This is a genomic window from Sphingomonas ginkgonis (assembly GCF_003970925.1).
Lineage (GTDB): Bacteria > Pseudomonadota > Alphaproteobacteria > Sphingomonadales > Sphingomonadaceae > Sphingomicrobium > Sphingomicrobium ginkgonis.
Genome location: NZ_RWJF01000001.1, coordinates 203,678 through 225,969, shown reverse-complemented (window position 1 = coordinate 225,969; position 22,292 = coordinate 203,678). Strand labels below are relative to the sequence as shown.

Annotated in this window: 19 protein-coding genes and 1 tRNA gene; 7 read left to right on the top strand and 13 right to left on the bottom strand. The window is 70.7% G+C overall.

Annotated elements, in window-relative coordinates; genetic code table 11:
* Positions 1-531 precede the first annotated feature (531 nt).
* Positions 532-1,092 carry a hypothetical protein gene (locus HMF7854_RS01130; RefSeq protein WP_148104683.1) on the bottom strand — a complete coding sequence of 187 codons (561 nt, stop codon included), beginning with the start codon at positions 1,090-1,092 and terminating at the stop codon, positions 532-534.
* A 271-nt stretch (positions 1,093-1,363) separates the two neighbouring features.
* On the opposite strand from HMF7854_RS01130, the gene hutH reads away from it, so the two are divergent.
* Entirely contained in the window at positions 1,364-2,866 is a 1,503-nt protein-coding gene (hutH, locus tag HMF7854_RS01125; protein ID WP_126717429.1) for a histidine ammonia-lyase, read from the top strand.
* Here hutH and HMF7854_RS01120 read toward each other — a convergent pair.
* The gene (locus tag HMF7854_RS01120; protein WP_126717428.1) at positions 2,863-3,288 is read right to left on the bottom strand and encodes a DUF2147 domain-containing protein; all 426 of its coding nucleotides are present in this window, start codon (positions 3,286-3,288) and stop codon (positions 2,863-2,865) included. The two genes, hutH and HMF7854_RS01120, sit on opposite strands and share 4 nt — an antisense overlap.
* Positions 3,288-3,632, bottom strand: coding sequence for a DUF2147 domain-containing protein (locus HMF7854_RS01115; protein ID WP_239016784.1), 345 nt, complete (start codon positions 3,630-3,632; stop codon positions 3,288-3,290). Before HMF7854_RS01115 ends, HMF7854_RS01120 begins: the two co-directional genes overlap by 1 nt.
* A 251-nt stretch (positions 3,633-3,883) precedes the next feature.
* On the opposite strand from HMF7854_RS01115, the gene HMF7854_RS01110 reads away from it, so the two are divergent.
* From HMF7854_RS01110 to HMF7854_RS01100, 3 genes are read left to right on the top strand one after another with little or no spacing between them, the layout of a single operon-like run.
* A complete protein-coding gene (locus tag HMF7854_RS01110; RefSeq protein ID WP_185829111.1) occupies positions 3,884-4,618 on the top strand; it encodes an ImuA family protein in 735 nt (244 codons plus the stop codon).
* Positions 4,533-7,112: a DUF6504 family protein gene (locus HMF7854_RS15955; protein ID WP_239016783.1), complete on the top strand. Its 2,580-nt coding sequence runs from the start codon at positions 4,533-4,535 to the stop codon at positions 7,110-7,112. Before HMF7854_RS01110 ends, HMF7854_RS15955 begins: the two co-directional genes overlap by 86 nt.
* Positions 7,109-10,408 (top strand): error-prone DNA polymerase, encoded by a 3,300-nt coding sequence (locus HMF7854_RS01100; protein ID WP_126717425.1) that lies wholly within the window; start codon positions 7,109-7,111, stop codon positions 10,406-10,408. The genes HMF7854_RS15955 and HMF7854_RS01100 overlap by 4 nt, the downstream gene beginning before the upstream one ends.
* A gap of 20 nt (positions 10,409-10,428) precedes the next feature.
* On the opposite strand, the gene HMF7854_RS01095 is transcribed toward HMF7854_RS01100, so the two are convergent.
* The 5 genes from HMF7854_RS01095 to HMF7854_RS01075 all read right to left on the bottom strand — a co-directional run bounded on the left by HMF7854_RS01095 (position 10,429) and on the right by HMF7854_RS01075 (position 16,720).
* Complete coding sequence (locus HMF7854_RS01095; RefSeq protein ID WP_126717424.1) at positions 10,429-11,418, bottom strand: DUF2891 domain-containing protein; 990 nt, start codon at positions 11,416-11,418, stop codon at positions 10,429-10,431.
* Positions 11,415-12,368 carry a DUF979 domain-containing protein gene (locus HMF7854_RS01090; RefSeq protein WP_126717423.1) on the bottom strand — a complete coding sequence of 318 codons (954 nt, stop codon included), beginning with the start codon at positions 12,366-12,368 and terminating at the stop codon, positions 11,415-11,417. Before HMF7854_RS01090 ends, HMF7854_RS01095 begins: the two co-directional genes overlap by 4 nt.
* Positions 12,365-13,039, bottom strand: a complete 675-nt coding sequence (locus HMF7854_RS01085; protein WP_126717422.1) for a DUF969 domain-containing protein — start codon at positions 13,037-13,039, stop codon at positions 12,365-12,367. Before HMF7854_RS01085 ends, HMF7854_RS01090 begins: the two co-directional genes overlap by 4 nt.
* Positions 13,036-16,587: a hydantoinase B/oxoprolinase family protein gene (locus HMF7854_RS01080; protein ID WP_126717421.1), complete on the bottom strand. Its 3,552-nt coding sequence runs from the start codon at positions 16,585-16,587 to the stop codon at positions 13,036-13,038. The genes HMF7854_RS01085 and HMF7854_RS01080 overlap by 4 nt, the downstream gene beginning before the upstream one ends.
* 42 nt (positions 16,588-16,629) lie before the next feature.
* Positions 16,630-16,720, bottom strand: a tRNA-Ser gene (locus tag HMF7854_RS01075).
* Positions 16,721-16,812: 92 nt separating this feature from the next.
* On the opposite strand from HMF7854_RS01075, the gene HMF7854_RS01070 reads away from it, so the two are divergent.
* The 3 genes from HMF7854_RS01070 to HMF7854_RS01060 are packed head-to-tail and all read left to right on the top strand — an operon-like array spanning position 16,813 to position 18,415.
* Positions 16,813-17,208, top strand: coding sequence for a metallopeptidase family protein (locus tag HMF7854_RS01070; protein ID WP_126717420.1), 396 nt, complete (start codon positions 16,813-16,815; stop codon positions 17,206-17,208).
* Complete coding sequence (gene ccmA / locus HMF7854_RS01065; protein ID WP_126717419.1) at positions 17,205-17,780, top strand: heme ABC exporter ATP-binding protein CcmA; 576 nt, start codon at positions 17,205-17,207, stop codon at positions 17,778-17,780. Before HMF7854_RS01070 ends, ccmA begins: the two co-directional genes overlap by 4 nt.
* Positions 17,777-18,415, top strand: a complete 639-nt coding sequence (locus tag HMF7854_RS01060; protein WP_126717418.1) for a heme exporter protein CcmB — start codon at positions 17,777-17,779, stop codon at positions 18,413-18,415. The genes ccmA and HMF7854_RS01060 overlap by 4 nt, the downstream gene beginning before the upstream one ends.
* Here HMF7854_RS01060 and HMF7854_RS01055 read toward each other — a convergent pair.
* From HMF7854_RS01055 to HMF7854_RS01035, 5 genes are read right to left on the bottom strand one after another with little or no spacing between them, the layout of a single operon-like run.
* Positions 18,412-19,272, bottom strand: a complete 861-nt coding sequence (locus tag HMF7854_RS01055) for a class I SAM-dependent methyltransferase (RefSeq protein ID WP_126717417.1) — start codon at positions 19,270-19,272, stop codon at positions 18,412-18,414. The two genes, HMF7854_RS01060 and HMF7854_RS01055, sit on opposite strands and share 4 nt — an antisense overlap.
* Positions 19,269-20,501, bottom strand: a complete 1,233-nt coding sequence (locus HMF7854_RS01050) for a M16 family metallopeptidase (protein ID WP_126717416.1) — start codon at positions 20,499-20,501, stop codon at positions 19,269-19,271. Before HMF7854_RS01050 ends, HMF7854_RS01055 begins: the two co-directional genes overlap by 4 nt.
* On the bottom strand, positions 20,498-21,088 hold the full coding sequence (locus tag HMF7854_RS01045) for an SURF1 family protein (RefSeq protein ID WP_126717415.1): 591 nt from the start codon (positions 21,086-21,088) through the stop codon (positions 20,498-20,500). Before HMF7854_RS01045 ends, HMF7854_RS01050 begins: the two co-directional genes overlap by 4 nt.
* Positions 21,085-21,441, bottom strand: a complete 357-nt coding sequence (locus HMF7854_RS01040) for a DUF983 domain-containing protein (RefSeq protein ID WP_126717414.1) — start codon at positions 21,439-21,441, stop codon at positions 21,085-21,087. The genes HMF7854_RS01045 and HMF7854_RS01040 overlap by 4 nt, the downstream gene beginning before the upstream one ends.
* On the bottom strand, positions 21,441-22,262 hold the full coding sequence (locus tag HMF7854_RS01035) for a cytochrome c oxidase subunit 3 (RefSeq protein ID WP_126717413.1): 822 nt from the start codon (positions 22,260-22,262) through the stop codon (positions 21,441-21,443). Before HMF7854_RS01035 ends, HMF7854_RS01040 begins: the two co-directional genes overlap by 1 nt.
* Between the last annotated feature and the right edge of the window lie 30 nt (positions 22,263-22,292).

The following is a 22,292-nucleotide window of genomic DNA, read 5'->3' as shown; positions in this document are numbered from 1 at the left end:
GGCGGGTTCCGGGCCGCTCCGGCCGCTCCAGCTTGTTCCCGTGACCAGCTGTTCCACGCGCGGTGTCGACGGCGCCATCGTCGTGTGCGGCCGTCGCTCCGACCGCTTCCGCCTTCCGCCTGAGCTGCGAAGCCAACCGGGCGCCGCGGCCGAGATCAGGCCGCGTCTGGCGTTCGGCGCCGGTGACTTTGCACCCTGCGGCCTCTTCCGTGGGGAACGGCGCTGCGGCAAGCGCGAGGCAGCCCAGTACGGCTATGGCGCAGGCCACGACCCGATCACTCTCGTTCTAAAGGCCGTCCGCGCTCTCTCCGGTGCCGATCACTGATCATGGCGAACCCGGTCGTCCAGCAGCGGCGGCTACGGGAAGCACACATCTAGGGCGTTGTGTCAGGCGTCACCGTGAACTTGTTTCAGGGCTCATCGCGTGAGTGGCTGGCCGATGCGTGGATGGGTGCTGAAACAAGTTCAGCATCACGGAGTGTGGATGTCTGCTTCCGACCCGTTGCGGATATTAGGAGCGGGCGAAGCTTGTCACTTGTCGGTGTTGTAGGTGGCCGTTGCGAGCACCTGAACTCGGTCCAACCGCTGCCCCGGCTGCTTCGCCCGACTGATCACGATTGAAAGGCGTGCGTCCTCTCGGTTGCGATATTTTGTGGACGACATGTCGGCTTTGAATCTGTCTGTGACACGTTCCCATCGCGCCCCGAACTCTCGGGATGTGAGCACGGCCTCTACAACAGGCTCCAGGTCCGTATTGCCGCCCCCAGTAATGTGACACATCGGCAGCTGGTCAGAGACGACAAGGACATAGCCAGCGCCTGGTGTGGAATTGATACGCCAATAGTGGTTTGCTCTTCGTAGCTGTTGCGGCGGGAGGTTGGCCTCCTCCACTTTATCGACAAGGCCCATCTGGTCGCCAAGTCCGACAGCCTTCACGAATGGCCCCGTGCCATCCGCCCAACTGGCAGGATTAAGCACCCATTCCTCGCATCCTCGAAGCGCGCCGGTGAAGCCTCTCTCAAGACTGGACGGGGCCTGTGCGGGAGCGGGAACGGCAGCGATGGCGGCCAAGGCAGTCAGGCAGTAGCGCATACGGCTGAAGCATAGCAGCGCTAGTGTCCGCTTCCATAGCAGACTTCAAACCGCCACTTGCCAAGTAGGAGATGCCCTGCTCCGATCCCTCCATGCATTGGGCCATCAAACCTCTTCGTGCCTCGACTCTAAGCGACTACCAAGCCCGCTCGGCTGCGTCTCGAACGCGTCACGAGTGTGAACATTGTGAACATTCGCGCCCGCTGGACCGCCGTCCCGGCCTGATCGGCCGCGCTGGCCCGCAGCCCGGCGTTCTGCCAAACAGCGGCCGATGATCAGCCTCGACCCCGAACAAGTCTCCCTCGACCTCCTCCGCCAGCTCTGGCTCGGTGCCGAGGCGCGCCTCGACGAGGCAAGCCGTGAACGGATCGCTATTTCGGCGGAGGCGGTCGCTCGGATCGTCGCGGGCGGCGAGACGGTCTATGGCGTCAACACCGGCTTCGGGCTGCTCGCCAACACGCGCATCCCCGACGACCGGCTGGCGGAGCTGCAGACCAACCTCATCCTCAGCCACAGCTGCGGGCTGGGCGAACCGACGCCGCGCCACATCGTCCGGCTGATGATCGTGCTGAAGCAGCTCGGTCTCGGGCGCGGCCATTCGGGCGTTCGGCTCGCCGTCATCGATGCGCTCCAGGCGCTGCTCGACCGCGATGCCATGCCGGTCATCCCCAGCCAGGGCAGCGTCGGCGCGTCGGGCGACCTTGCCCCGCTCGCGCACCTCATCGCGGCGCTGATGGGGCATGGCCGGATCGACCTCGCCGGCGAAACCCTGCCGGCGCCGCAAGCGCTGCAGCGCCTCGGCATGAGCCCGCTCGAACTTGGTCCGAAGGAAGGGCTCGCGCTCATCAACGGGACGCAGTTCAGCTGTGCCCTCGCGCTCGACGCGCTGTTTCGCGCCGAGCGGGTGTTCGCCGCCGCCATCGCCGCCGGCGCGCTGTCGGTCGATGCGCTGAAGGGCAGCGCGAAGCCGTTCGATCCGCGCATCTCGGCGCTGCGCGGCCAGCCCGGGCAGGTCCGGGTCGCGGCCGAGCTTGCCCGGCTGCTCGAGGGCAGCGAGATCCTCGCCAGCCATGGCCGCTGCGGCCGGGTGCAGGACCCCTACAGCTTCCGCTGCCAGCCGCAGGTGATGGGCGCGAGCCTCGACCTCCTCGTCAACGCCGCGCGGACGCTGGAGATCGAGGCGGCGGCGGTGACCGACAATCCGATCGTCTTCGCGGACGAGGGCAGCGCCATCTCCGGCGGCAACTTCCACGCCCAGCCGGCCGCCTTCGCCGCCGACATGATCGCCATGGCGATGTGCGAGGTGGGCTCGCTGTCCGAGCGGCGGATCTCGGTGCTGGTCGATCCCAAGATGAGCGGGCTGCCCGCCTTCCTCACCCCCGACGGCGGGGTCAATTCGGGGATGATGATCCCGCAGGTCACCGCCGCGGCGCTGGTCGCCGAGAACCGCAGCATGGCCTTCCCGGCGAGCGTCGACTCCATCCCCACCAGCGCGGGGCAGGAGGACCATGTCTCGATGGCCCCGATCGCGGCGCGCAAGGCGCGGGCGATCGTCGCCAATGTCGCGGGGATCGTCGGGATCGAGCTGATCGCCGCCGCGCAGGGCATCGACTATCACGCGCCGCTGGCGACCGGGCCTTCGCTCCAGCCGATCCATGCCCGGGTCCGCGAGCACAGCGGGCATCTCACCCGCGACCGCTACTGGGCGGACGAGATGGCGGCGGTTCAGGCGGCCATGCTGGCCGGCGGGATCGCGGGGGCTTGGCTGGGCTAGCGTCGGCGAGTGGTGCGGACAGGGGCAGCCGCCGCTCTCGTCCAATTCTGCTCCTTGCACAGGAAGCCGCCGAGCGCGCAGCCGCGGACCAGCAGACGGTTCGGCCCGGTCAGTGTGAAGTCGGCCTCGCTGCGGATGTTGCGGTCGGGGACGAACACCTCGCCGTGCCAGCTCCGGTCGCCGGTCTGTTCGAGGCCGCTCATCAGTTCGGTGCCGACCAGCCGTTCGGTTCCGGCCGCCGCGGCGTCCGCCTTGGCGCCGGCACTGGCCGAGACCACCCGGCCGCACAGGGCGCCGCCGCACGGCGCGATCCGGACGGTGACGCTGTTCGCGGGGTTGGACCAGTTGCCCTCGACCGGCGAGCGGGCAGCGGCGGGAGCGGCGGCCAGCCCGAGGCCGGCGACGAGGAGCAGCGCGCGCATCAGTCGATCCGCGTCCACACCTGGCTCCGGCACAGCAGGCCGGCGAGGACGCAGCCCTGCACCTTGAGCTGGTTGGGCGCGAGCAGCTTCAGGTTGGCGGAGGCGCGGATATTGTGATCGGGAACGAACACGCTGCCCTTCCAGCCCCCGTTGGCGGCGGCAAGATTGGTCAGCAGAGGGGTGCCGATGAGGTTGGGTGTGCCCCCCGCGGCGGCCTTCTCCCGCGCGCGCGGCGAGGCGTCGACAACCCGCCCGCACATGGTCGGGCCGCATGCGCCGATGCGGACCGTGACGCTGTGCTTCGGGTTGATCCAGCGGCCTTCAAGCGGCGAGGCTGCCGCCATCGACGGGGCGACGGCCAGCAGGGCGGCAGCGGCAAAAAGAGGTTTTTTCCAATCCATTTGGGGGCTCTTTAGCGAAGATTCGTGTCTCGCGAGTGAACATGGGGGCGCAGCCACGGCTGGCAAGACGTGGCGGATGGCGGGATAGACTCAGGTCAAAAGAGTCGAGGGAGCGCCGATTGACTCCGCGGAACGGTAGGAACAAAACAGGAACACATTCTGTTTCGAGTCGCACCGTGCCTGCTTCCAATCCCATGATTTCCGAGTTGCGCAAGCAGCTGAGCGCCATTGAGGGCGACGGCCGGAGCGAGCGTCCGGTGCTGTCTTTCGGGCTGGACCCGGTCGACTCGCGGCTGGCCGACGAGGGGCTCCGGCTCGATGCGCTGCACGAGGTGGCCGGGGAAGGCGCGGGGTGGGGCGACGATGCCGCGGCCACCCTGTTCCTCGCTGCCGTCGCGGCCCGGACCCAGGGACCGGTGCTGTGGGTGGTGCGCCGCCGCGACCTGTTCGCCCCGGGGCTCTACCAGGCCGGGCTCGATCCCGCCCGGGTGCTCTATGCCGAGGCGCGCGATGATCTCGAGCTGCTCGCGCTGATGGAGGAGGGGCTCCGCCATCGCGGACTCGGCGCGGTGATCGGTGAGGCCAAGAAGGTCGCCATGGCCGCCACCCGCCGGCTCCAGCTCGCCGCCGAGGGCGGGAGCAGCATCGCCCTGCTGCTCAAGCGGCCGGGGCGCGACGGTGCCGACCCGCTCGGCCAGCCGTCCGCCGCGGTCACCCGCTGGCGGGTCGCCAGCGCGCCCTCGCTGCCGGTCCCGTGGGAAGGGCTCGGCCGCGCCTGCTGGCGTCTCGCCTGCGCCCGCCAGCGCGGCGGCGATCCGTTCGAACTCACCGTGGAGGCTCCAGATGAAACGGGTTGCCTCGCTCTACCTGCCCGACTGGTCGATCGACCGGCTGCGGAGGGCCGAGCGCCGCTTCGCGCCGTCGGCTGAGGCCGACAGCCGGGCCGCCTTCGACGCGCTTGGCGCCGACGCGGCGGTCGAGCGGGCGCAGCACTGCTCGGTGCCCAAGGAGGGCGGCTGGCGGCCCGGCGCGCGCTGGGCGCGCAGCGATACGGACGGCGGCGGCAGCAGCGGGCTGGCCGGCTCGCGCGAGGAGGTGGAGGCCGCGGTCGAGGCACTTCCTGCGCACCGCCGCCCGCCGCAGCGCGAGCTCGGCCGGGTCAGCGAGGCGGCCGACAACCCCTTCAAAGGCTCGCATGGCCTGTCCCGCCCGCCCGAGGAGCGGGTCGCGCCGCCCGCGCCGCTGCGCGAGCTGTCGCGCCGGACTGAGGCGGCCGAACATCCGTTCCGGCCCGGCTCGCGCGGCTGGGCGCCTGGGGGCGAGGCGGTGAAGGCGGCGATCGACGCGCTCCCCGCGCACCAGCGGCCCTCCTTCCAGGAGCTGTCGCGGCGCAGCGAGGTGACCGACAATCCGTTCCGGCCGCTGCCCACCGACGAGGCGGAGACGGGCCGCCACATTCCCCTGCCGCCGCTCCAGTTCCCCGGCGAGGACTCCCCCGCCAAGGCAGGACGCGGCGCCGCGCTGCGCGGAGAGGCCCGGGAGCGGTATCGCAACGAGGCGCCGGCTCCCCGATTGTCGCTGGCGCAGGCCGCGGCGCTGCCGTCGGTCCAGTTCCCAGGCGAGGACATAGCCGCCCGGGCCGCCCAGCGCGACCATCGCGCGCCCCGGCGCAGCGCGCGCGACGGGCACGGCGGCGAGGCGGGCTACATCGCGCCCCCCAGCCTCGCCCAGCTCGCCGCCATGCCCGCGGTGCAGTTCCCCGGCGAGGGGCCGCACCCCGACAATCACGGCAAGAGCGAGCCGACCGCGCCGAGCTATGGCGAGGGTCGCTTCTTCCAGACTGGGCGGACGCTGGGCAGCGTGGTGGCGCGGATCTGCCGCGAGGAGGAGCCGGCGGCGGCGATGCTGGCTCCGCCCGACGAGCCGCCGCTGGTCATCGCGCACAAGATCGGCTCGCGGGTCGAGATCGCCGCCGCCAACCCCGCCGCGCGCGGGCTCGGGCTGCATCGCGGCATGGCGCTGACCATGGCCCGGGCGCAGGCGCCGGGGCTGGAGGTCCGCCCCGCCGACCCCGACGGCGACCGGGCCGAACTCCATGAGCTCGCCGAGCTGCTGGCGCGGCGCTGGTCCCCGATCGTCGCGGTCTCCGACCCGGACGGGATCCTCGTCGACCTGAGCGGGGTCGCGCATCTCCACGGCGGCGAGGCACGCTTCGCGGCGCGGCTGGTGCGGCTGCTCGCCCGCCATGGGATCACCGCCCGGCTGGCGATCGCCGACACTGCCGGCGCGGCTTGGGCGCTGGCCCGGATGGGACCGGCGGCGGCCGTGACCATCGTCCCGCCGGGCGTGCAGGTCGAGGCAATCGCGCCGCTCCCCGTCGCCGCGCTGCGACTGGCGCCGGCGGCGCTCGAGCTGCTGGCGAGGCTCGGAGTCGAGCGCATCGGCCAGCTCGCCGAGCTGCCCCGCGCGCCGCTGGTCCGCCGCTTCGGACCGGGCATCGTCGGCCGGCTCGACCAGGCGACCGGCCGCGCGCCCGAGCCGCTCGACCCGGTCGTCCCACCTGTCCCGGTGCTCGTCGAGCAGCGCTTCTTCGAGCCGATCGCCACCGCCGAGGCGATCGAGCACTGGCTCGGCACGCTGATGCCGCGACTGACCAGGGCACTGGCCGAGGCCGGGCGGGGCGCGCGCGCGGTCGAGCTGATCGCCGAACGGGTCGACGGGGTGCCGCAGCGTCTCCGCCTCGGCTTCGCCCGCCCGACCCGCGACGCCGCGCACATGCTTCGACTGGCGGTCAGGCGGATCGAGGAGGTCGAGCCCGGCTACGGGATCGATGCGCTGCTGCTCCACGTCCGCCGCGCCGATCCGCTCGGCCCACAGTCGCTCGCGCCGGCTCTGGCGGACGAGGGCGAGCCCGACCTTGCCCCGCTGGTCGACGCGCTCGCCAACCGGATCGGGATGGACCGGCTGTGGCGGGTGGCGCCGGTCGACAGCGACGTTCCCGAGCGCTCGCTGGTCCCCACCTCGCCGCTGACTCCGCCGCCCCCGCGGGCAGCGGCGCTGAGGCGCGACGACGTGCGGCGTCTGGACGAGCGTCCGCCCGATCATCCCTGGCACACGCGCTGGCCGCGCCCGGTGCGCTTGCTGAGCCGGCCCGAGCCGGTCCACCACGTGCTGGCGGAACTGCCTGACCAGCCGCCCCGGCGCTTCACCTGGCGCGGGGTCAGTCACCGCGTGGTGCGCGCCGAAGGGCCGGAGCGGATCGCTGGCGAATGGTGGCGCCGCCCGGCCGAGCGGCAGGCGGTGCGCGACTATTTCCGGGTCGAGGTGGAGGACGGCCAGCGCTTCTGGCTCTACCGCCGCGGCGACGGCGTGCACGGCGAGACCGGCGACCTCAACTGGTTCCTCCACGGCCGGGTCGGATGACCTACGCCGAACTCCAAGTCTCGACCCACTTCAGCTTCCTACGCGGCGTGTCGTCGTGCGAGGAGCTGTTCTCGACCGCCGCGCTGATGGGGATGAACGCGATCGGAGTCACCGACCGCAACTCGGTCGGCGGGCTGGTCCGCGCGCTCTACGCCAGCGAGCAGATCCGCCAGGACCAGGGTCTCGAGGTCAAGCTCGTCGCCGGGTGCCGGCTCGACCTCGTCAGCGGGGCTTCGCTGCTGGTCTGGCCGGAAGACCTCGCCGCCTGGTCGCGGCTGACCGCCATGCTGACCCGCGGCAACAACCGCGCCGATCCCAAGGCCGGGGAGAAGGGCCGCTGCTTCCTCCACTGGGAGGATGTCGCCGCTGCGGCCGAGGGGCTGGTCGGGGCGCTGGTTCCCGGCGCGGACGGCGTCGCCAAGGCAGAGCTACGCTGGATGGCCGACATCTTCGGCACCGATGCTGGCCATGTCTGCCTGACCCAGAACCGCCGCCCCGACGACAGCCGGCGGCTCCACCGGACCGAAGCGGAGGCGCGGCGCTTCGGCCTCACCCCGCTGGCGACCGGCGACGTGCTCTACCACCATCCAAGCCGGCGGATGCTGCAGGACGTGGTCACCGCGATCCGCGAGAAATGCACCATCGACGAGCTCGGGCTTCGGCGCGAGCGCTCGTCCGACCGCTGCCTCCACCCGCCCGAGGAAATGGCGCGCCGCTTCGCCCGCCACCCGCAGGCGATCGCCGCCACCCAGGCCATCGCCGAGCGCTGCACCTTCTCGCTGCGCGAGCTGCGCTACCAATATCCCGAGGAGCTGGTGATGAGCGGCAAGTCGCCGCAGGCCGCGCTCGCCGAACTGTCGCGCGCCGCGCTTCGCGAGCTGTTCGCCCGGTCGCCGTTCGACGGCATCCCCGACCAGCGTTATCTCGACCTCCTCGAACATGAACTGCGGCTGGTCGAGCGAATGGGCTATGCGCCCTATTTCCTGACGGTGAACTCGATCGTCAGCTATGCGCGCAGCCAGGGCATCCTCTGCCAAGGGCGCGGCTCGGCGGCCAACTCGATGATCTGCTTCGTGCTCGGGATCACCTCGATCGACCCGATCGCGCACCAGCTGCTGTTCGAACGCTTCATCTCCCCCGACCGGCGCGAGCCGCCCGACATCGACATCGACTTCGAGCATGAGCGGCGCGAGGAGGTGATCCAGTGGATCTACCGCACCTACGGCCACGACCATGCCGCGCTGACCGCGGTGGTCAGCCGCTTCCGCGCGCGCGGCGCGGTGCGCGAGGTGGGCAAGGCGCTGGGACTGCCCGAGGACATGACCGGCGCGCTCGCCGGCCAGGTGTGGGGCTGGTCGAGCGAGGGGGTGGCCGACAGCCATGTCGATGCGCTCAACCTCGACCGCTCCGACCCGCGCCTCGGCCTCACGCTCGAGCTCGCCCGCGAGCTGATCGGCACCCCGCGGCACTTGTCGCAGCACCCCGGCGGCTTTGTCCTCACCCGCGACCCGCTGCACCGGCTGGTCCCGGTCCAGCCCGCCGCCATGCCGGACCGCTGGGTGGTCGAATGGGAGAAGGAGGACATCGAGGAGCTTGGCATGATGAAGGTCGACATCCTCGGCCTCGGCATGCTCGGCTGCATGCGCCGCGCCTTCGATCTCCTGGAGGAGCACAAGGGCCTGCGCCTGACGCTCGCCTCGCCCGAGATGCAGACCGACGATCCGGAGACCTTCCGGATGATCCAGCGCGCCGACACGCTCGGCACCTTCCAGATCGAGAGCCGGGCGCAGATGGCGATGCTGCCGCGGATGCTGCCGACGGAGTTCTACGACATCGTCATCCAGGTCGCGATCGTCCGCCCCGGGCCGATCCAGGGCGACATGGTCCATCCCTATCTCAAGCGCCGCGACCAGAAGCGGCGCAACCCCGCCATCGAGTTCGACTATCCGTCCGAGAAGCTGAAGGCGGTGCTCGCCAAGACCTATGGCGTGCCGCTGTTCCAGGAACAGGCGATGAAGGTCGCGATCGAGGGCGCGGGCTTCTCCCCGGCCCGCGCGGACGAGCTCCGCAAGGCGATGGCGACGTTCAAATACACGCAGGGCGTCGGCCAGTTCAAGGAGGAGCTGATGGCCGGCATGGCGACGAACGGGATCGATCCCGAGTTCGCCGAGCGGCTGGTCAAGCAGATCGAGGGGTTCGGCTCCTACGGCTTTCCGGAAAGCCACGCGGCGAGCTTCGCCAAGATCGCCTACGCCTCGTCGTGGATGAAGTGCCACCACCCGGACGTCTTCTGCGCGGCGCTTCTGAACGCCCAGCCGATGGGCTTCTACGCCCCCGCCCAGATCGTCCGTGACGCGCGCGAGCACGGCGTGGCGATCCACCCGGTGTGCGTCAACGAAAGCCAGTGGGACTCCCGGCTGGAGGGGCGCGGCGCGTGCCTGCCGGTGCGGCTCGGGTTCAAGGTCGTCCACGGGCTGGCCGAAGTCGACTCGGCGCGGATCATCGAGGCGCGCGGAACGCGGCCGTTCGCCTCGGTCGAGGACCTCTGGCGCCGGGCCCGGGTGCCGCTGGCGACGCTGGAGAAGATCGCCAAGGCCGACGGCTTCCGCGGGCTGGGGCTCGACCGGCGGCAGGCGCTGTGGGCGATCCGCGGGCTCGGCGAGGCGCCGCTGCCGCTGCTCAAGGCGGCCGAGCGGCGCGAGGAGCCGGTCATGCTGCTCCCGCTCACTGCGGGTCGCGAGGTGGTCGAGGATTACCGCGCGACCCAGCTGACCTTGCGCCAGCACCCGGTCTTCTTCCTCCGCGACGAGCTCGCCAGCCGCAGGATCATTCCCTGCGGCGCGCTCCGCCACGTCAAGGACGGGCGCAAGATCGAGGTCGCCGGGATCATCCTCGTCCGCCAGAAGCCGGGCAGCGCCAAGGGCGTGCTGTTCATCACCATCGAGGACGAAACGGGGGTCGCCAACATCATTCTCTGGCCCGACCGGTTCGAGGCGCAGCGGACGGTGGTGATGAGCTCGGCGATGATCAGCGTCGTCGGCAAGGTCCAGCGCGAGGGCGAGGTGATCCACGTCATCGCCGACCGGCTGCACGACCTCACCGGCATGCTCCGCCAGGTCGGCGACATGGAGCTGCCGCGGCTGACTAGCCCGGGCGACGGCGCGACCCACGCCGGGCCGCCCGACCGCGGCGAGCCGGGGTGGAAGCCCAAGCCGCGCAGCCTCTACCATCCCCCGTTCCGCACCGGCTGCGACCCCGAGGAAGCCGTCCGCATCCGCAGCCACGACTTCCACTAGGGCCGCCGCCGGCGCGGCGCTCAGGCGAGCAGCGCGAGCAGCGCGAAGGTCGCCAGCCAGTGCTCGCCGGCATAGTCGCCGCAGAGGTGCGGCAGGGCGGCGGCGAGATGAGTGTCGGCGACCCGCTCTGCCTCGTCGCGCCCGGCGGGCTCGAATGCGGTCGCCAGCGAGCGCCAGCACCACGCCCGGCTGAGGTTCAGCCCGTCGAGATGGGCGATCTTGCCGTCGGAGCGGTCGCTGACGGTGACCGGGCGGAACAGGGTCGCGGGCTCGCCCTCGCCGAGCCGGGGCAGGAAGGCGCGCAGCCACGGCCCGAACCGCTCGGGCGGAGCGGTCCGCATCAGGCACAGCGCCTCGACCAGCGCGGGCGAGAGGAAGTCGTCGCCGCTCGGCTCCCACGCCGGGCAGTCGCGGTCGCCGCCGAACCAGTGCCACGCCCGCTCGCCGACCAGCTCCGCCAGCGTCGGGTCGAACGCGCGCGCCCATTCGCTCGCCAGCACCAGCGCGAAGGCCGTGTTGAAATGGGTCCCGGTGCGGATCGGATAGGTCAGCACGGGCAGGTGCCGGCGAAGCCGCTCGGCGAAGGCGCGAGCGAGCGGATCGAGCGCTTCGGCCCAGTGGCGATCCGGGTGACGGGTCGCCTCAAGATGGAGCATCAGCAGCCACGCCCAGCCATAGGGCCGCTCGAACCCGCCCGATTGCGGCCGGTCGAGATAGGCGAGCTCGACAGCCACGTTGGCGAGGGTGAAGCTGTCGTCCGCCAGCGCGGCGATGCGCGCCGTCTCGCCCGACCCGGGGTACAGCCGCGCCACCGTCAGCAGCGTCCACCAGCCGTGCACGCAGCTGTGCCAGTCGAAGCTGCCGAAGAAGATCGGGTGAAGCTCGCGCGGCGGCCGCGCGTCCTCGTCGACGAGCAGAACATGGTCGAGCTTGTGCGGATATCCCTGCCGGACATGGCCGAGCGCGATGGCGGCGAAGCGGGCGGCGGTGGCGGCGTCGAGCCGGGTCATCGGAAAGCGACTCCGTAGATGAGGAGGATGTTAAGCGCGAGCAGCGGGAGCGCGGTCCCGACCTGCGCCTTGATCACCCCATAGCGATCTTTGAGTTCCAGCAGGCCGGCCGGCACGAGGTTGAAGTTGGCGGCCATCGGCGTCAGCAAGGTCCCGCAGAAGCCGGCCAGCATGCCCACCGCGCCGACCACCGCCGGGTCGCCGCCGTAGCGGCGGATCAGCAAGGGGACGCCGATCGCCGCGGCCATCACGGGAAAGGCGGCAAAGGCGTTGCCCATGATGATGGTGAACAGCGCCATGCCCAGCCCGAACACCAGCACGGTGGCGAACAGGCTGCCGTCGGGGATGACCGACTGCACCAGCCCGCCGATGAGATCGCCGACGCCCGCGGCGGCGAACAGCGCGCCGAGCGCCGCGAGCATCTGCGGCAGAACCACCGCCCAGCCGATCGAATCGATGAGGCGCCGGCCTTCCTGCAGCGGCGCGAGCGCGGGCGGCCGAAGCCAGGCGAAGATCAGCGCCAGCGCGGCCAGCACGCCCAGCGCGAGCAGGCCGTAGGTCTCGCGCTTCGCTTCGAACAGCCCGAGCGAGCCGAGCGGCGTGTAGTTGCAGAGGAGGGTGCCGGCGAGCGCGACGGCCGGGATCACCAGCGCCGGAAGGAACAGCCGGTTCCCGAGCCGGGCCGAGGAGGCCTCGCGCTCCGCTTCGCCGGTCGTCGGCGGGTCGCCGCGCCCGACCAGCCCGAAGCCTGACAGCCCGGCCAGCCCGAGCACCAGCAGCCCGTTGCCGAAGCTGCCGATCCAGTCGCCGGCGAGCAGGTTCAGCGCCATCAGCCCCCAGAAGGCGGCGTTGCCCAGCCGCTTGGCGTTGCTGCGGTCGAACGCGCTGAGCAGCGCGAAGCCGGCGAACATCAGCCCGGCCAACGCATAGAGCCAGTGGAGCGTGATCATCGCTGGCTCGCCCGGCGGAGCGACCGGTCGAGCCACAGCAGCCGCGCGCCATGGATCAGGAAGGCGCCGATCGCGCTAGGAATCGCCCACAGCGCGAGCTGCAGCGGGGCGAGCTGCACGCCATAGGTGGCGAGCGTCTGCTGGATCAGCACGATCGAGCCAATCGCGAGGAAGATGTCCTCGCCGAAGAAGAGCCCGACATTGTCGGTGGCGGCGGCGAAGCTCTTCACCTTGTCCGCCGTGTCCGCGTCGAGCTCGCCGTGCTGCTGCTCGGCCGCGGCAAGCGCCATCGGCGCGACCAGCGGTCGGACCGTTTGCGGATGGCCGGCGGTCGCCTGCAGCCCGATCGCCGCGGTCAGCTGGCGATAGCCGAGGTAGAAGAGCAGCAGCCGGCCGGCGGTCGCCCGGCGCATCCCCCGGATCTGCGCCGCCGCGCGCTGTTGCAGCCCGAACCGCTCGAGCAGGCCGATCACCGGCAGCACGATCCAGACAATCGCGATGATCCGGTTGTCGTTGAACGCCTTGCCGAAGGTCGAGACGACCGCGACCGGGTCGAGCCCGGCGAGCAGCCCGGTCGCCAGCGCCGCGGCGGTAACCACCAGCATCGGGTTCATCCGCAGCGCGAAGCCGGCGACCACCAGCAGGATGCCGAGCAGCGGCCAGTAGTTCATTCGGGCTCTCCATAGCCGCCGCCGCCGGGCGTCTCGATCACGAAGCGGTCCCCGGGCAGCATCTCGGCCGAAGCGGTCGCGCCGAGATGCTCGACCCGCCCGTCGGCGCGCTCCACCCGGTTGCGGCCGGGTAGGGCGTCGGCACCGCCGGCCAGCCCCTTGGGGGCGACCCGGCGACGATTGGCGAGGATGTTGGCGCGGACCGGCTCCAGGAAGCGGATGTCGCGGATGACGCCGTCCCCGCCGCGGTGTCGGCCGTCACCGCCCGAGCCATGGCGGATGGCGAACCGCTCGAGCCGGACGGGCATGCGGGTTTCCAGGATTTCCGGGTCGGTCAGCCGGCTGTTGGTCATGTGGGTCTGCACCGCCGCCGTGCCGTCATGGTCGGAGCCGGCGCCCGAGCCGCCGGCGATCGTCTCGTAATATTGCACCCGCGCATTGCCGAAGGTGAAGTTGTTCATCGTGCCTTGGCTTGGCGCGAGCCGTCCGCTCGCCGCGAACAGCGCGTCGGTGACGACTTGGCTGGTCTCGACATTGCCGGCGACCACCGCGGCCGGAAAGCGCGGGCTGAGCATCGAGCCGTCGGGCACTTCGATCCGGATCGGCCGAAGGCAGCCGTCGTTCATCGGGATGTCGTCGTCCATCAGCGTGCGCACGACATAGAGCGAGGCGGCCCGGCTGATCGCCCGAGGAGCGTTGAAATTGTCCGGGCGCTGCTCGCTGGTGCCGGCGAAGTCGAACACTGCCGAGCGGCTGGCGCGATCGATCCGGATCGCGACCCGGACCTGCGCGCCATTGTCCATCTCGTAGGCGAAGGCGCCGTCGTCGAGCCGGTCGAGCAGCCGCCGGACCGACTCCTCGGCGTTGGCGAGGACATGGCCCATGTAGGCCTCGACCACTTCCGGGCCGTGCTCCGTCGCGGTCTGCTCGAGCAGCCGGGCGCCGCGGCTGCACGCGGCAAGCTGGGCGCGGAGATCGGCGATGTTGCGGTCGAGGTTGCGCGCCGGCCACGCGCCCGAGCCGAGCAGCGCCCGCATCTCCGCCTCGCGGAAGCGGCCCTCGTCAACCAGCAGCCAGTCGTCAATCAGCACGCCCTCGTCGGCGATGGTCCGGCTCTCGGGCGGCATTGATCCCGGCGCGATGCCGCCGACGTCGGCATGGTGGCCCCGGGCGGCGACGAACGCGGCGGGCTTGTCGCCATCGCCGAGAAACGCCGGGACGATGACCGTGATGTCGGGCAGGTGGGTGCCGCCGCGGTAGGGATTGTTGAGGACATAGGCGTCGCCACGCCGGATGCCGCGCCCGTCGCGGTCGCCGCCGCGCGAGTCGATCACCGTGCGGATGCTCTCGCCCATCGACCCGAGATGGACTGGGATGTGCGGCGCGTTGGCGATCAGCGCCCCGTCGCGGTCGAACAGCGCGCAGGAAAAATCGAGCCGTTCCTTGATGTTGATCGAGGTGGCGGTCGCCTGCAGCGCGACCCCCATCTCATCGGCAATGGCCATGAACAGGTTGTTGAAGATCTCCAGCCGGACCGGATCGACGTCGGCGCCCGCCGCCCGGACCCGGGCTGGCGGGGCGGAGCGGCTCAACACCAGCGTTCCATCCGTGGTTCGCTCCGCGCTCCAGCCCGGTTCGACGACCGTGGTGGAGGACTCGTCGAAGATCAGCGCGGGGCCGGCGATGCACTGCCAGTCGGCGAGCTCGGCGCGGGCATAGCCGTCCCACCCGCCATGCCGGACCGGACGCGCTCCCGGCCCGGCCGGCGCGGTGATCGGGACGGCGGATGAGGTTCCGGCGGTCGCCTCGACGATCAGCGATTCGACGATGATGGGGGCGGCCTCGTCGGCATAGCCGAACCGCTGGCGATGCTGCTCGTGAAAGTCCCGCACCAGCGCTTGCCATGCAGCGCGCTCAAGCTCGAGCGAGCTGTCGCTGCCGGCCAGTCGCAGGCGGAGGCGGTGGGCGAGGCGCGGAGCCGTCGCGACGCCCTGCTCGGCGAGCGCCGCAACGGCTTCCGCCTCGAGGGCGGAGAAGCCCCCATCACGGACCTCTTCCAGCGGCCGAAGCCAGCTCTGCTCGCGCAGCACCTTCACCTCGGCGAGGCCGATCCCGTAGGCGGACAGCACTCCGGCGAGCGGGTGAACGAGGATCCGCTGCATGCCGAGTCGGTCGGCGACCCGGCAGGCGTGCTGGCCGCCGGCGCCGCCGAAACAGGCGAGCGTGTAGCGGCTGACGTCATGGCCTCGCGCCGTGGAGATCTTGCGGATCGCCGCCGCCATATTCTCCACCGCGATCGCGAGGAACCCCTCGGCAACCTCCTCCGCCGTCAGCCTGCGCCCGCCCCTCGCCTCCACCGCGCGGACCACCTCGTCGACTCGCGCCCGGGAGGCGGCGGGATCGAGCGGCTGGTCGCCGTCCGGCCCGAACACCGTAGGAAACAGTCCAGGGACGATCCGTCCGAGCAGCAGGTTGCAGTCGGTCACGGTGAGCGGGCCGCCGTTGCGGTAGCAGGCCGGCCCCGGCTGCGCCCCCGCCGACTGGGGTCCGACCCGGAACCGCATGCCATCGAAGCGGCAGACCGATCCCCCGCCCGCAGCGACCGTGTGGATCTGCATCATCGGCGCGCGGATTCTGACGCCGGCGACCACGCTTTCCTCGGCCAGCTCGGCGCGGCCCGCATAGTGGGAGACATCGGTCGACGTCCCGCCCATGTCGAACCCGATCAGCCGCTCGCCTCCGTGCGCGGCGCTGGCGGCGATCATCCCCATGACGCCGCCGGCCGGCCCGGACAGGATCGCGTCCTTGCCGCGAAATACCCGCGCCTCAGCGAGGCCGCCGTTGGATTGCATGAAGTGGAGCTCGGCACCTTCGGAAAGCCCGGCTGCGACCCGGTCCACGTAACGGCGGAGCACGGGGGAGAGATAGGCGTCTGCAACGGTCGTATCGCCGCGGCTGACAAGCTTGATTAGCTGCGCCACCTCGTAGCTCGCCGACACCTGCGCAAAGCCGAATTCGCGGGCGACCTCGACGAGCCGTCGCTCATGATCGGGAAAGGCCCAGCCGTGCATCAGCAGGATTGCCAGGCTGTCGAAACCCGCTGTCCGAAGCTCGTGCAATGCGGCTCGCGCGCCCGCTTCGTCGAGCGGGCATATGACATCCCCGGTCGCGCCGACCCGCTCCTCCACCTCGATCACCGTGTCGTACAGCATCGAGGGCAGGATGATGTGCCGGGCGAAGATCTCTGGCCGCGCCTGGTAGCCAATGCGCAGCGCGTCGGCGAAGCCGCGTGTGGTCAGAAGCGCTGTCCGCTCGCCCTTGCGCTCGAGCAGCGCATTGGTGGCGACCGTCGTCCCCATCCGCACCGGACCCAGCGTCCCGCCCCCATCGGCGAGGATCCGCCGAATGCCCTCGAGCGCAGCATCGGGATAGCGCCCGGGATCTTCCGACAGCAGCTTGGCGACCCGCCGCCGTCCGTCCGAACTGCTCGCAACAATGTCGGTGAAGGTGCCACCCCGATCGATGGCGAATGACCAGGTTCGATCCACGGCCCTCAAGAGCAGAGCGGCGCCGGTCCAGCAATGGGAGAATGGCGGAGCGGGAGGGATTCGAACCCTCGATACGGTTTTGCCGTATACTCACTTTCCAGGCGAGCGCCTTCGACCACTCGGCCACCGCTCCGCACTTGGATACCTGGAATCGCGCTCCTCTAGGCGGAACGGCCGGGCGCCGCAACCTTGCCGGGGACGGTCGCACGGCCGTATGCGTCGGCAATGCGCAACTTCGGACAGCCGCCTTCCGCCGACGAGATGGAAGCGCTCGCGCGTGATGCGCTGACCGGCCTGCCCGAACCGTTCGCGTCTGCCCTGAAGGGCGTGGTCCTGATGGTCGAGGAGTTCGCCGACGACGAGCTGCTGGCCGAAATGGGGATCGAGGACCCGTTCGAGCTGACCGGGGTCTATGAAGGCGTGCCGATCGGTGAGCGGAGCGTCAGCGACAGCGGCCGCCCGCCCGACCGGATCCGCTTGTTCCGCCGCCCGATCCTTGATGAGTGGGCAGGCGGTGACGACAGCCTGGAGCGGCTGGTCGCGCATGTGCTGATCCACGAGGCAGGCCATCACCTTGGCTTGTCCGACGAGGACATGCACCGTCTCAAGGAGCAGGCTTGAGCCCGCTGCTGCGGTTCGCGGACGTGGCGCTGGAGAGGGGCGGCCGGCGCCTGTTCGAGCAAATCGATCTTGTCGTCGGGAGCGGTGATGCGCTGCTGGTGACCGGTCCGAACGGAGCGGGAAAGTCCAGCCTGCTGCGGCTCGCGGCCGGGCTGCTCGAGCCCGACGAGGGCGAGGTGCAGCGCCAAGCTGCCCTGTCGCTCGCAGACGACGCACTGGCCCTTGATCGCGAGCTTCCGCTGGCACGCGCGCTGAGCTTCTGGGCTGGTCTCGACGGCGGAGTGGAGCGCCTCGCGGCGACGCTGGATGCGTTCGCGCTGACCGCGCTCGCGGACGTGCCCGTGCGGATGCTCTCGTCCGGGCAGGCGCGCCGGGCCCGGCTGGCGCGGGTGGCGGCTTCGGGCGCGCCGCTGTGGCTGCTGGACGAACCGCTTAACGGGCTTGATGCGGCAAGCGTCGGCCTACTCGACCTAGCCATCGCGAGACACAGGAGGCAGGGTGGGGCGGTGGTCGTCGCCTCGCACCTGCCGCTCGCGGGCAACGGCTGGCGCTCGCTGGAGATTGGCCGGTGATCCGCGCCTTGGTGGCGCGGGAATGGCGACGTGCCATCGGCGGAGCGGCCTTCCTTCCGGTCGTGTTCTTCCTGATCGTCGCGACCCTGATCCCCTTTGCCGTGGGGCCGGACCCGACGCTGCTATCGCGGATCGGCGGCGGCGCACTGTGGGTGGCGGCACTGACCGCCGCGCTGCTCCCGGTCGAGCGGCTGGTCGAGCCGGACCGTGCCGACGGGGTGCTAGACCAGCTCAGCCTGCGCGGGGTCAGCGAGGAGGCCGTCGCCTTCGCCAAGGCGCTGGGCCATTGGCTGAGCTTCGGGCCGCTGCTGTTGCTCGCCGCCGTCCCGGGAGCGGCGTTGCTCGGCCTCGACGGGGCGGCACTCGGCCGGGCGCTGGTCAGCCTTGCCGTCGGAACGCCCGGCCTTGCCGCGCTGGCGGTGGGGGTTGCCGCCCTTACCTCGGGCGTCCGCGCGGGTTCCGCATTGGGTGGCCTGCTGCTCCTCCCGCTCGCCATTCCGCTGCTGATCTTCGCGGCGGCGGCGAGCGGCGACGCGGCCAGCGGGGCGCTCAAGCTGGAAGCGGCCGTGTCGCTGTTCCTTTGCGCCGCAGCGCCGTTCGTCGCCGGGGCGGCGTTTCGTGCGGGGCGAAGCTAGCGGCTCCAGCGGGCGAAGATGGCGGTCGGGAGAAGAAGTCCGCGGGCCTCCTCGCGGACGGCCATCTCGCCGCACTCGACCGTGCCACCCAGGTCGGCAAGCGTCTGCCGGACCAGTTCGCCAATCGCCAGCGCGCTCATCCGCACCGCGTAGACGGTGAGGACGAGGAAGCGGCTGTCCGCGTCGAGCAGTGCCCGGCACCCTTGCAGCAGCGGCGCGAGATGCTCTTCCAGCCGCCATACTTCGCCTTCAGGTCCACGGCCGAACTTGGGCGGGTCGAGCAGGATGCCGTCGTAGCGACGTCCGCGCCGGCCTTCGCGGGCGGTAAACTTGGCCGCGTCGTCGACGATCCAGCGAATCGGACGGTCGGAGAGGCCCGACAGCTCGGCGTTGCGCCGCCCGCCTTCGACCGACTTCTTCGACGCGTCGACATGGACCAGCCGGCCGCCGGCCTCGCTCAGCAGCAGGGTCCCGACGCCGGTGTAGCCGAACAGGTTGAGGACATCGGCGTCGACCGCGCGCTCGCGCATCCAGGCCCATTGCGGCGCCATGTCCGGGAAGAAGCCGAGGTGGCGGAACGGGGTGAGACTGGCGTGGAAGCGGATCGGTCCGCGCGCGAGCGGCCAGTCGCGCGGCACCGGGCGATCCTGTACCCAGCGACCACCGCCTTCCTCGTCGGAGCCGGGGATGAAGGTGGCGTCGGCGTGCCAGTCGGCGGTGGCGGGCGCCCACATGGCCTGGGGCTCGGGCCGGATCACGCGCACCTTGCCATAACGCTCGAGCTTGCGGCCGTGCCCGCTGTCGACCAGTCCCCAGTCGTCCCAAGGCTCGGCAACGATCGTCGTGAGGCCCTTCATGCGGCGAGCGCGAGCCTGCCGCCGCCGATCGCCGCCAGCGCCGATGGTCCGTCGAGCAAGGCGCGACCGGCCGCACGCGCCGCCGCAACGTCGACCGCCCGGAGCTCGGCGAGGCTCTCCTCGAGCGGCACCACTCGCCCGAACAGCTCGACCATCCGCGCCTGATGATCGGCTCGGCCCTGGACCGTCTCGAGGCTCATCAGCAGCGATGCTTCGATCTGCGCCCGTGCGCGCCGGACCTCGGCCTCGCTCAGTTCGTCCACCGCGCGGGCGAGAATGTCCCGACTGAGGGCCAGTGTCTCGCCGGCAGTGCCCTTGTCGGTCGCGCACCCGATCGCGAACAGGCCCGTGTCGGCAAAGCCCTGGTTCCAGGCAAAAATGGAGTAGGCGAGCCCACGCTCCTCACGGAGTTGCTGGAACAAGCGCGACGACATGCCGCCGCCGACCGCCTGGGTGAACAGGCTGAGCGCTGGTGCGGTGGGGTCGGTCGCAGGAACACCCGCGAGCGCGAACTGCCAGTGCGCCTGATCGAACGACCGACGATCGAGCTTGCGGCCACCGCAAAAGCGTGCCTTGCGCGGTTCTTCGACCACCGTCGCTGCCATGTCGCCGAAGTGACGCTCCGCGAGCCGGAGCAGCGCCTGCTCGTCGACCTTGCCGGTTGCGACCAGCATCAGCCGCCCCGGCACGAATTGGTCGCTCACCCAGTGCGTCAGGTCGGCACGCGAAAAGCCCCGGATGCTCGGTTCGGTCCCGATCACGGGTCGGCCGAGCGGATGGTCGCCGAAGGCCGCCTCAAACAGGAGGTCGCCGATGAGATCGTCCGGCGTGTCATGGATTTCGCCCAGCTCGGACAAGACGACATTCTTCTCGCGCTCGAGTTCCTCGCCATCGAGGTGCGGGCTACGCAACAGGCTGGCGATCAGCTCGACCGCCAGCTCGACATCGGCCGGAAGGACCCGCGCATGGAAGACGGTCTGGTCCCGCGCCGTCCAGGCGTTGAGCGAGCCGCCGACGTCCTCGATGGCTTCCGCGATCGCCTTGGCGTCACGCTGCCCCGCGCCTTTGAACAGCATATGCTCGACCATGTGGGCGAGGCCGCCGAGCCCTTCCGCCTCGAACCGCGAACCGACCGCCAGGTAGGCGCCGACCGCCGCCGACTGCGCCCCGTGCACCGGGTCGCACAGGAGGGTGACGCCGTTGGGCAGCCGATGCAGCCTGGCGCTCATTGCCGCGTCTCCGCCAGGCGCCGGCGCAGCGCAAGCACGTAGATCACCAGCGCCGCCGCCGCGAACAGGAACCATTGCAGGGCGTAGCTGCGATGATTGTTGGGGAGGTCGTGGGCACTCGGGACACGGCTGGCGGCAAGGCCCGCAAGCCCTTGGCCGGACACCAACCGGACCCGGAAGTCGCGATCGGGGGCGAGCACGCCGCTGACTGCCCCGCCGCGCCAGCCCTTGCCGGCGTTGGGATTGTTGGACCAGCCGATGTCGATCCGCATGCCCGGCCCTTCGGCACCGGTCCGGCAGTCGACGAGAAAGCTGAAGCCCGGGTCGCCCGCGGCATTCTCGCCGGCGATCGCCTGCTGCTTGACCGGTTGCAGGCAAAGCCCGCTCGCCCGTCGATAGAGGGGGAGGTCGGCGCTCGTCGGCGCGATGGGAAAGGCGACCGGCGGAAGGTTCTGCGCAGCCTCGTAGCGGGCGAGCAGCGCCTCCTTCCAGTGGGCCCGGCTGATCTGCCAGACTCCGAGTGCGATCATGGTGGCTACGGCGATCGCCACGATCAAGGTGGCGACCACTGGGAAGCGTCGGGTCATGGGCTCAACCGGCCCTCGCGCGCGTCATGGACATATTCCTGCGCCAGCAGCCACGCCTTGCCCAGCCGCAGCCCACCAAGCGTCAGCCCCAATCCCAGCGGGATCCAGATCGCATGGACCCAGAAGGGTGGCGAGATGGCCAGCTCAAGCCAGACCGCGCCGCCGGTGAGGATTGCGCCGACCACCAGGATCAGGAAGGCCGCCGGGCCGTCGCCGACATTGTAACGGCTGAAGTCGAGACCGCAGTGGCTGCAGCGCTCGGCGAAGCGGACGACGCCGGCGAACAGCCGACCTTCCCGGCAGCGCGGGCACCGTCCACGCAGGACAGTGCCGAGCGGGGGCTGGTCGGCCATCAGCCGTGGGGAGTCGCGCCCCACCCACCCCAGACGTAGATGGTGGTGAAGAGGAACAGCCACACCACGTCGACGAAGTGCCAGTACCAGGCTGCCGCCTCGAAGCCGAAGTGCTGCCGCGGCGTGAAGTCGCCCTTCACGGCGCGGATGTAGTTCACGATCAGGAAGATGGTGCCGACGATCACGTGGAAACCGTGGAAACCGGTCGCCATGAAGAAGGTCGCGCCGAAGATGTTGCCTTTGAACGCGAACGGCGCGTGGATGTACTCCCACGCCTGGATCGAGGTGAACAGCAGGCCGAGCATGATCGTCAGCAGCAGCCCGGTCTTGAGCCCCCGGCGATCGCCATGGATCAGCGAATGGTGCGCCCAGGTCACGGTCGTGCCCGAGCAGAGCAGGATCAGCGTGTTGAGCAGCGGGAAGGCGAAAGGGTCGAGCGGGGTAATCCCCTTGGGCGGCCACACGCCACCGACCGCGTCGACCGCGCTGGGGAAGAGCGAGGCGTCGAAGAAGGCCCAGAACCAGGCAAGGAAGAACATCACCTCCGAGGCGATGAACAGGATCATGCCGTAGCGCAGATGGAGCTGCACGATCGGCGTGTGGTCGCCGGCATGCGCCTCCTTGATGACGTCGCTCCACCAGCTGAACATCGTGGCCAGAACGCCGATCAGGCCGAGCAGCAGCACGAACTTGCCGTACGGGTTGCTGTGCATCCACATCACGCCGCCGCCGGTGAGGGCGAGCGCCGAGAAGGAGCCGATCAGCGGCCACGCGCTCGGCGGAAGGATATGGTACTGATGGTTCTTGGTCGAAGCGGCCATGAGCGTTCCTCGAGTGTCTTTTGCCGCTGG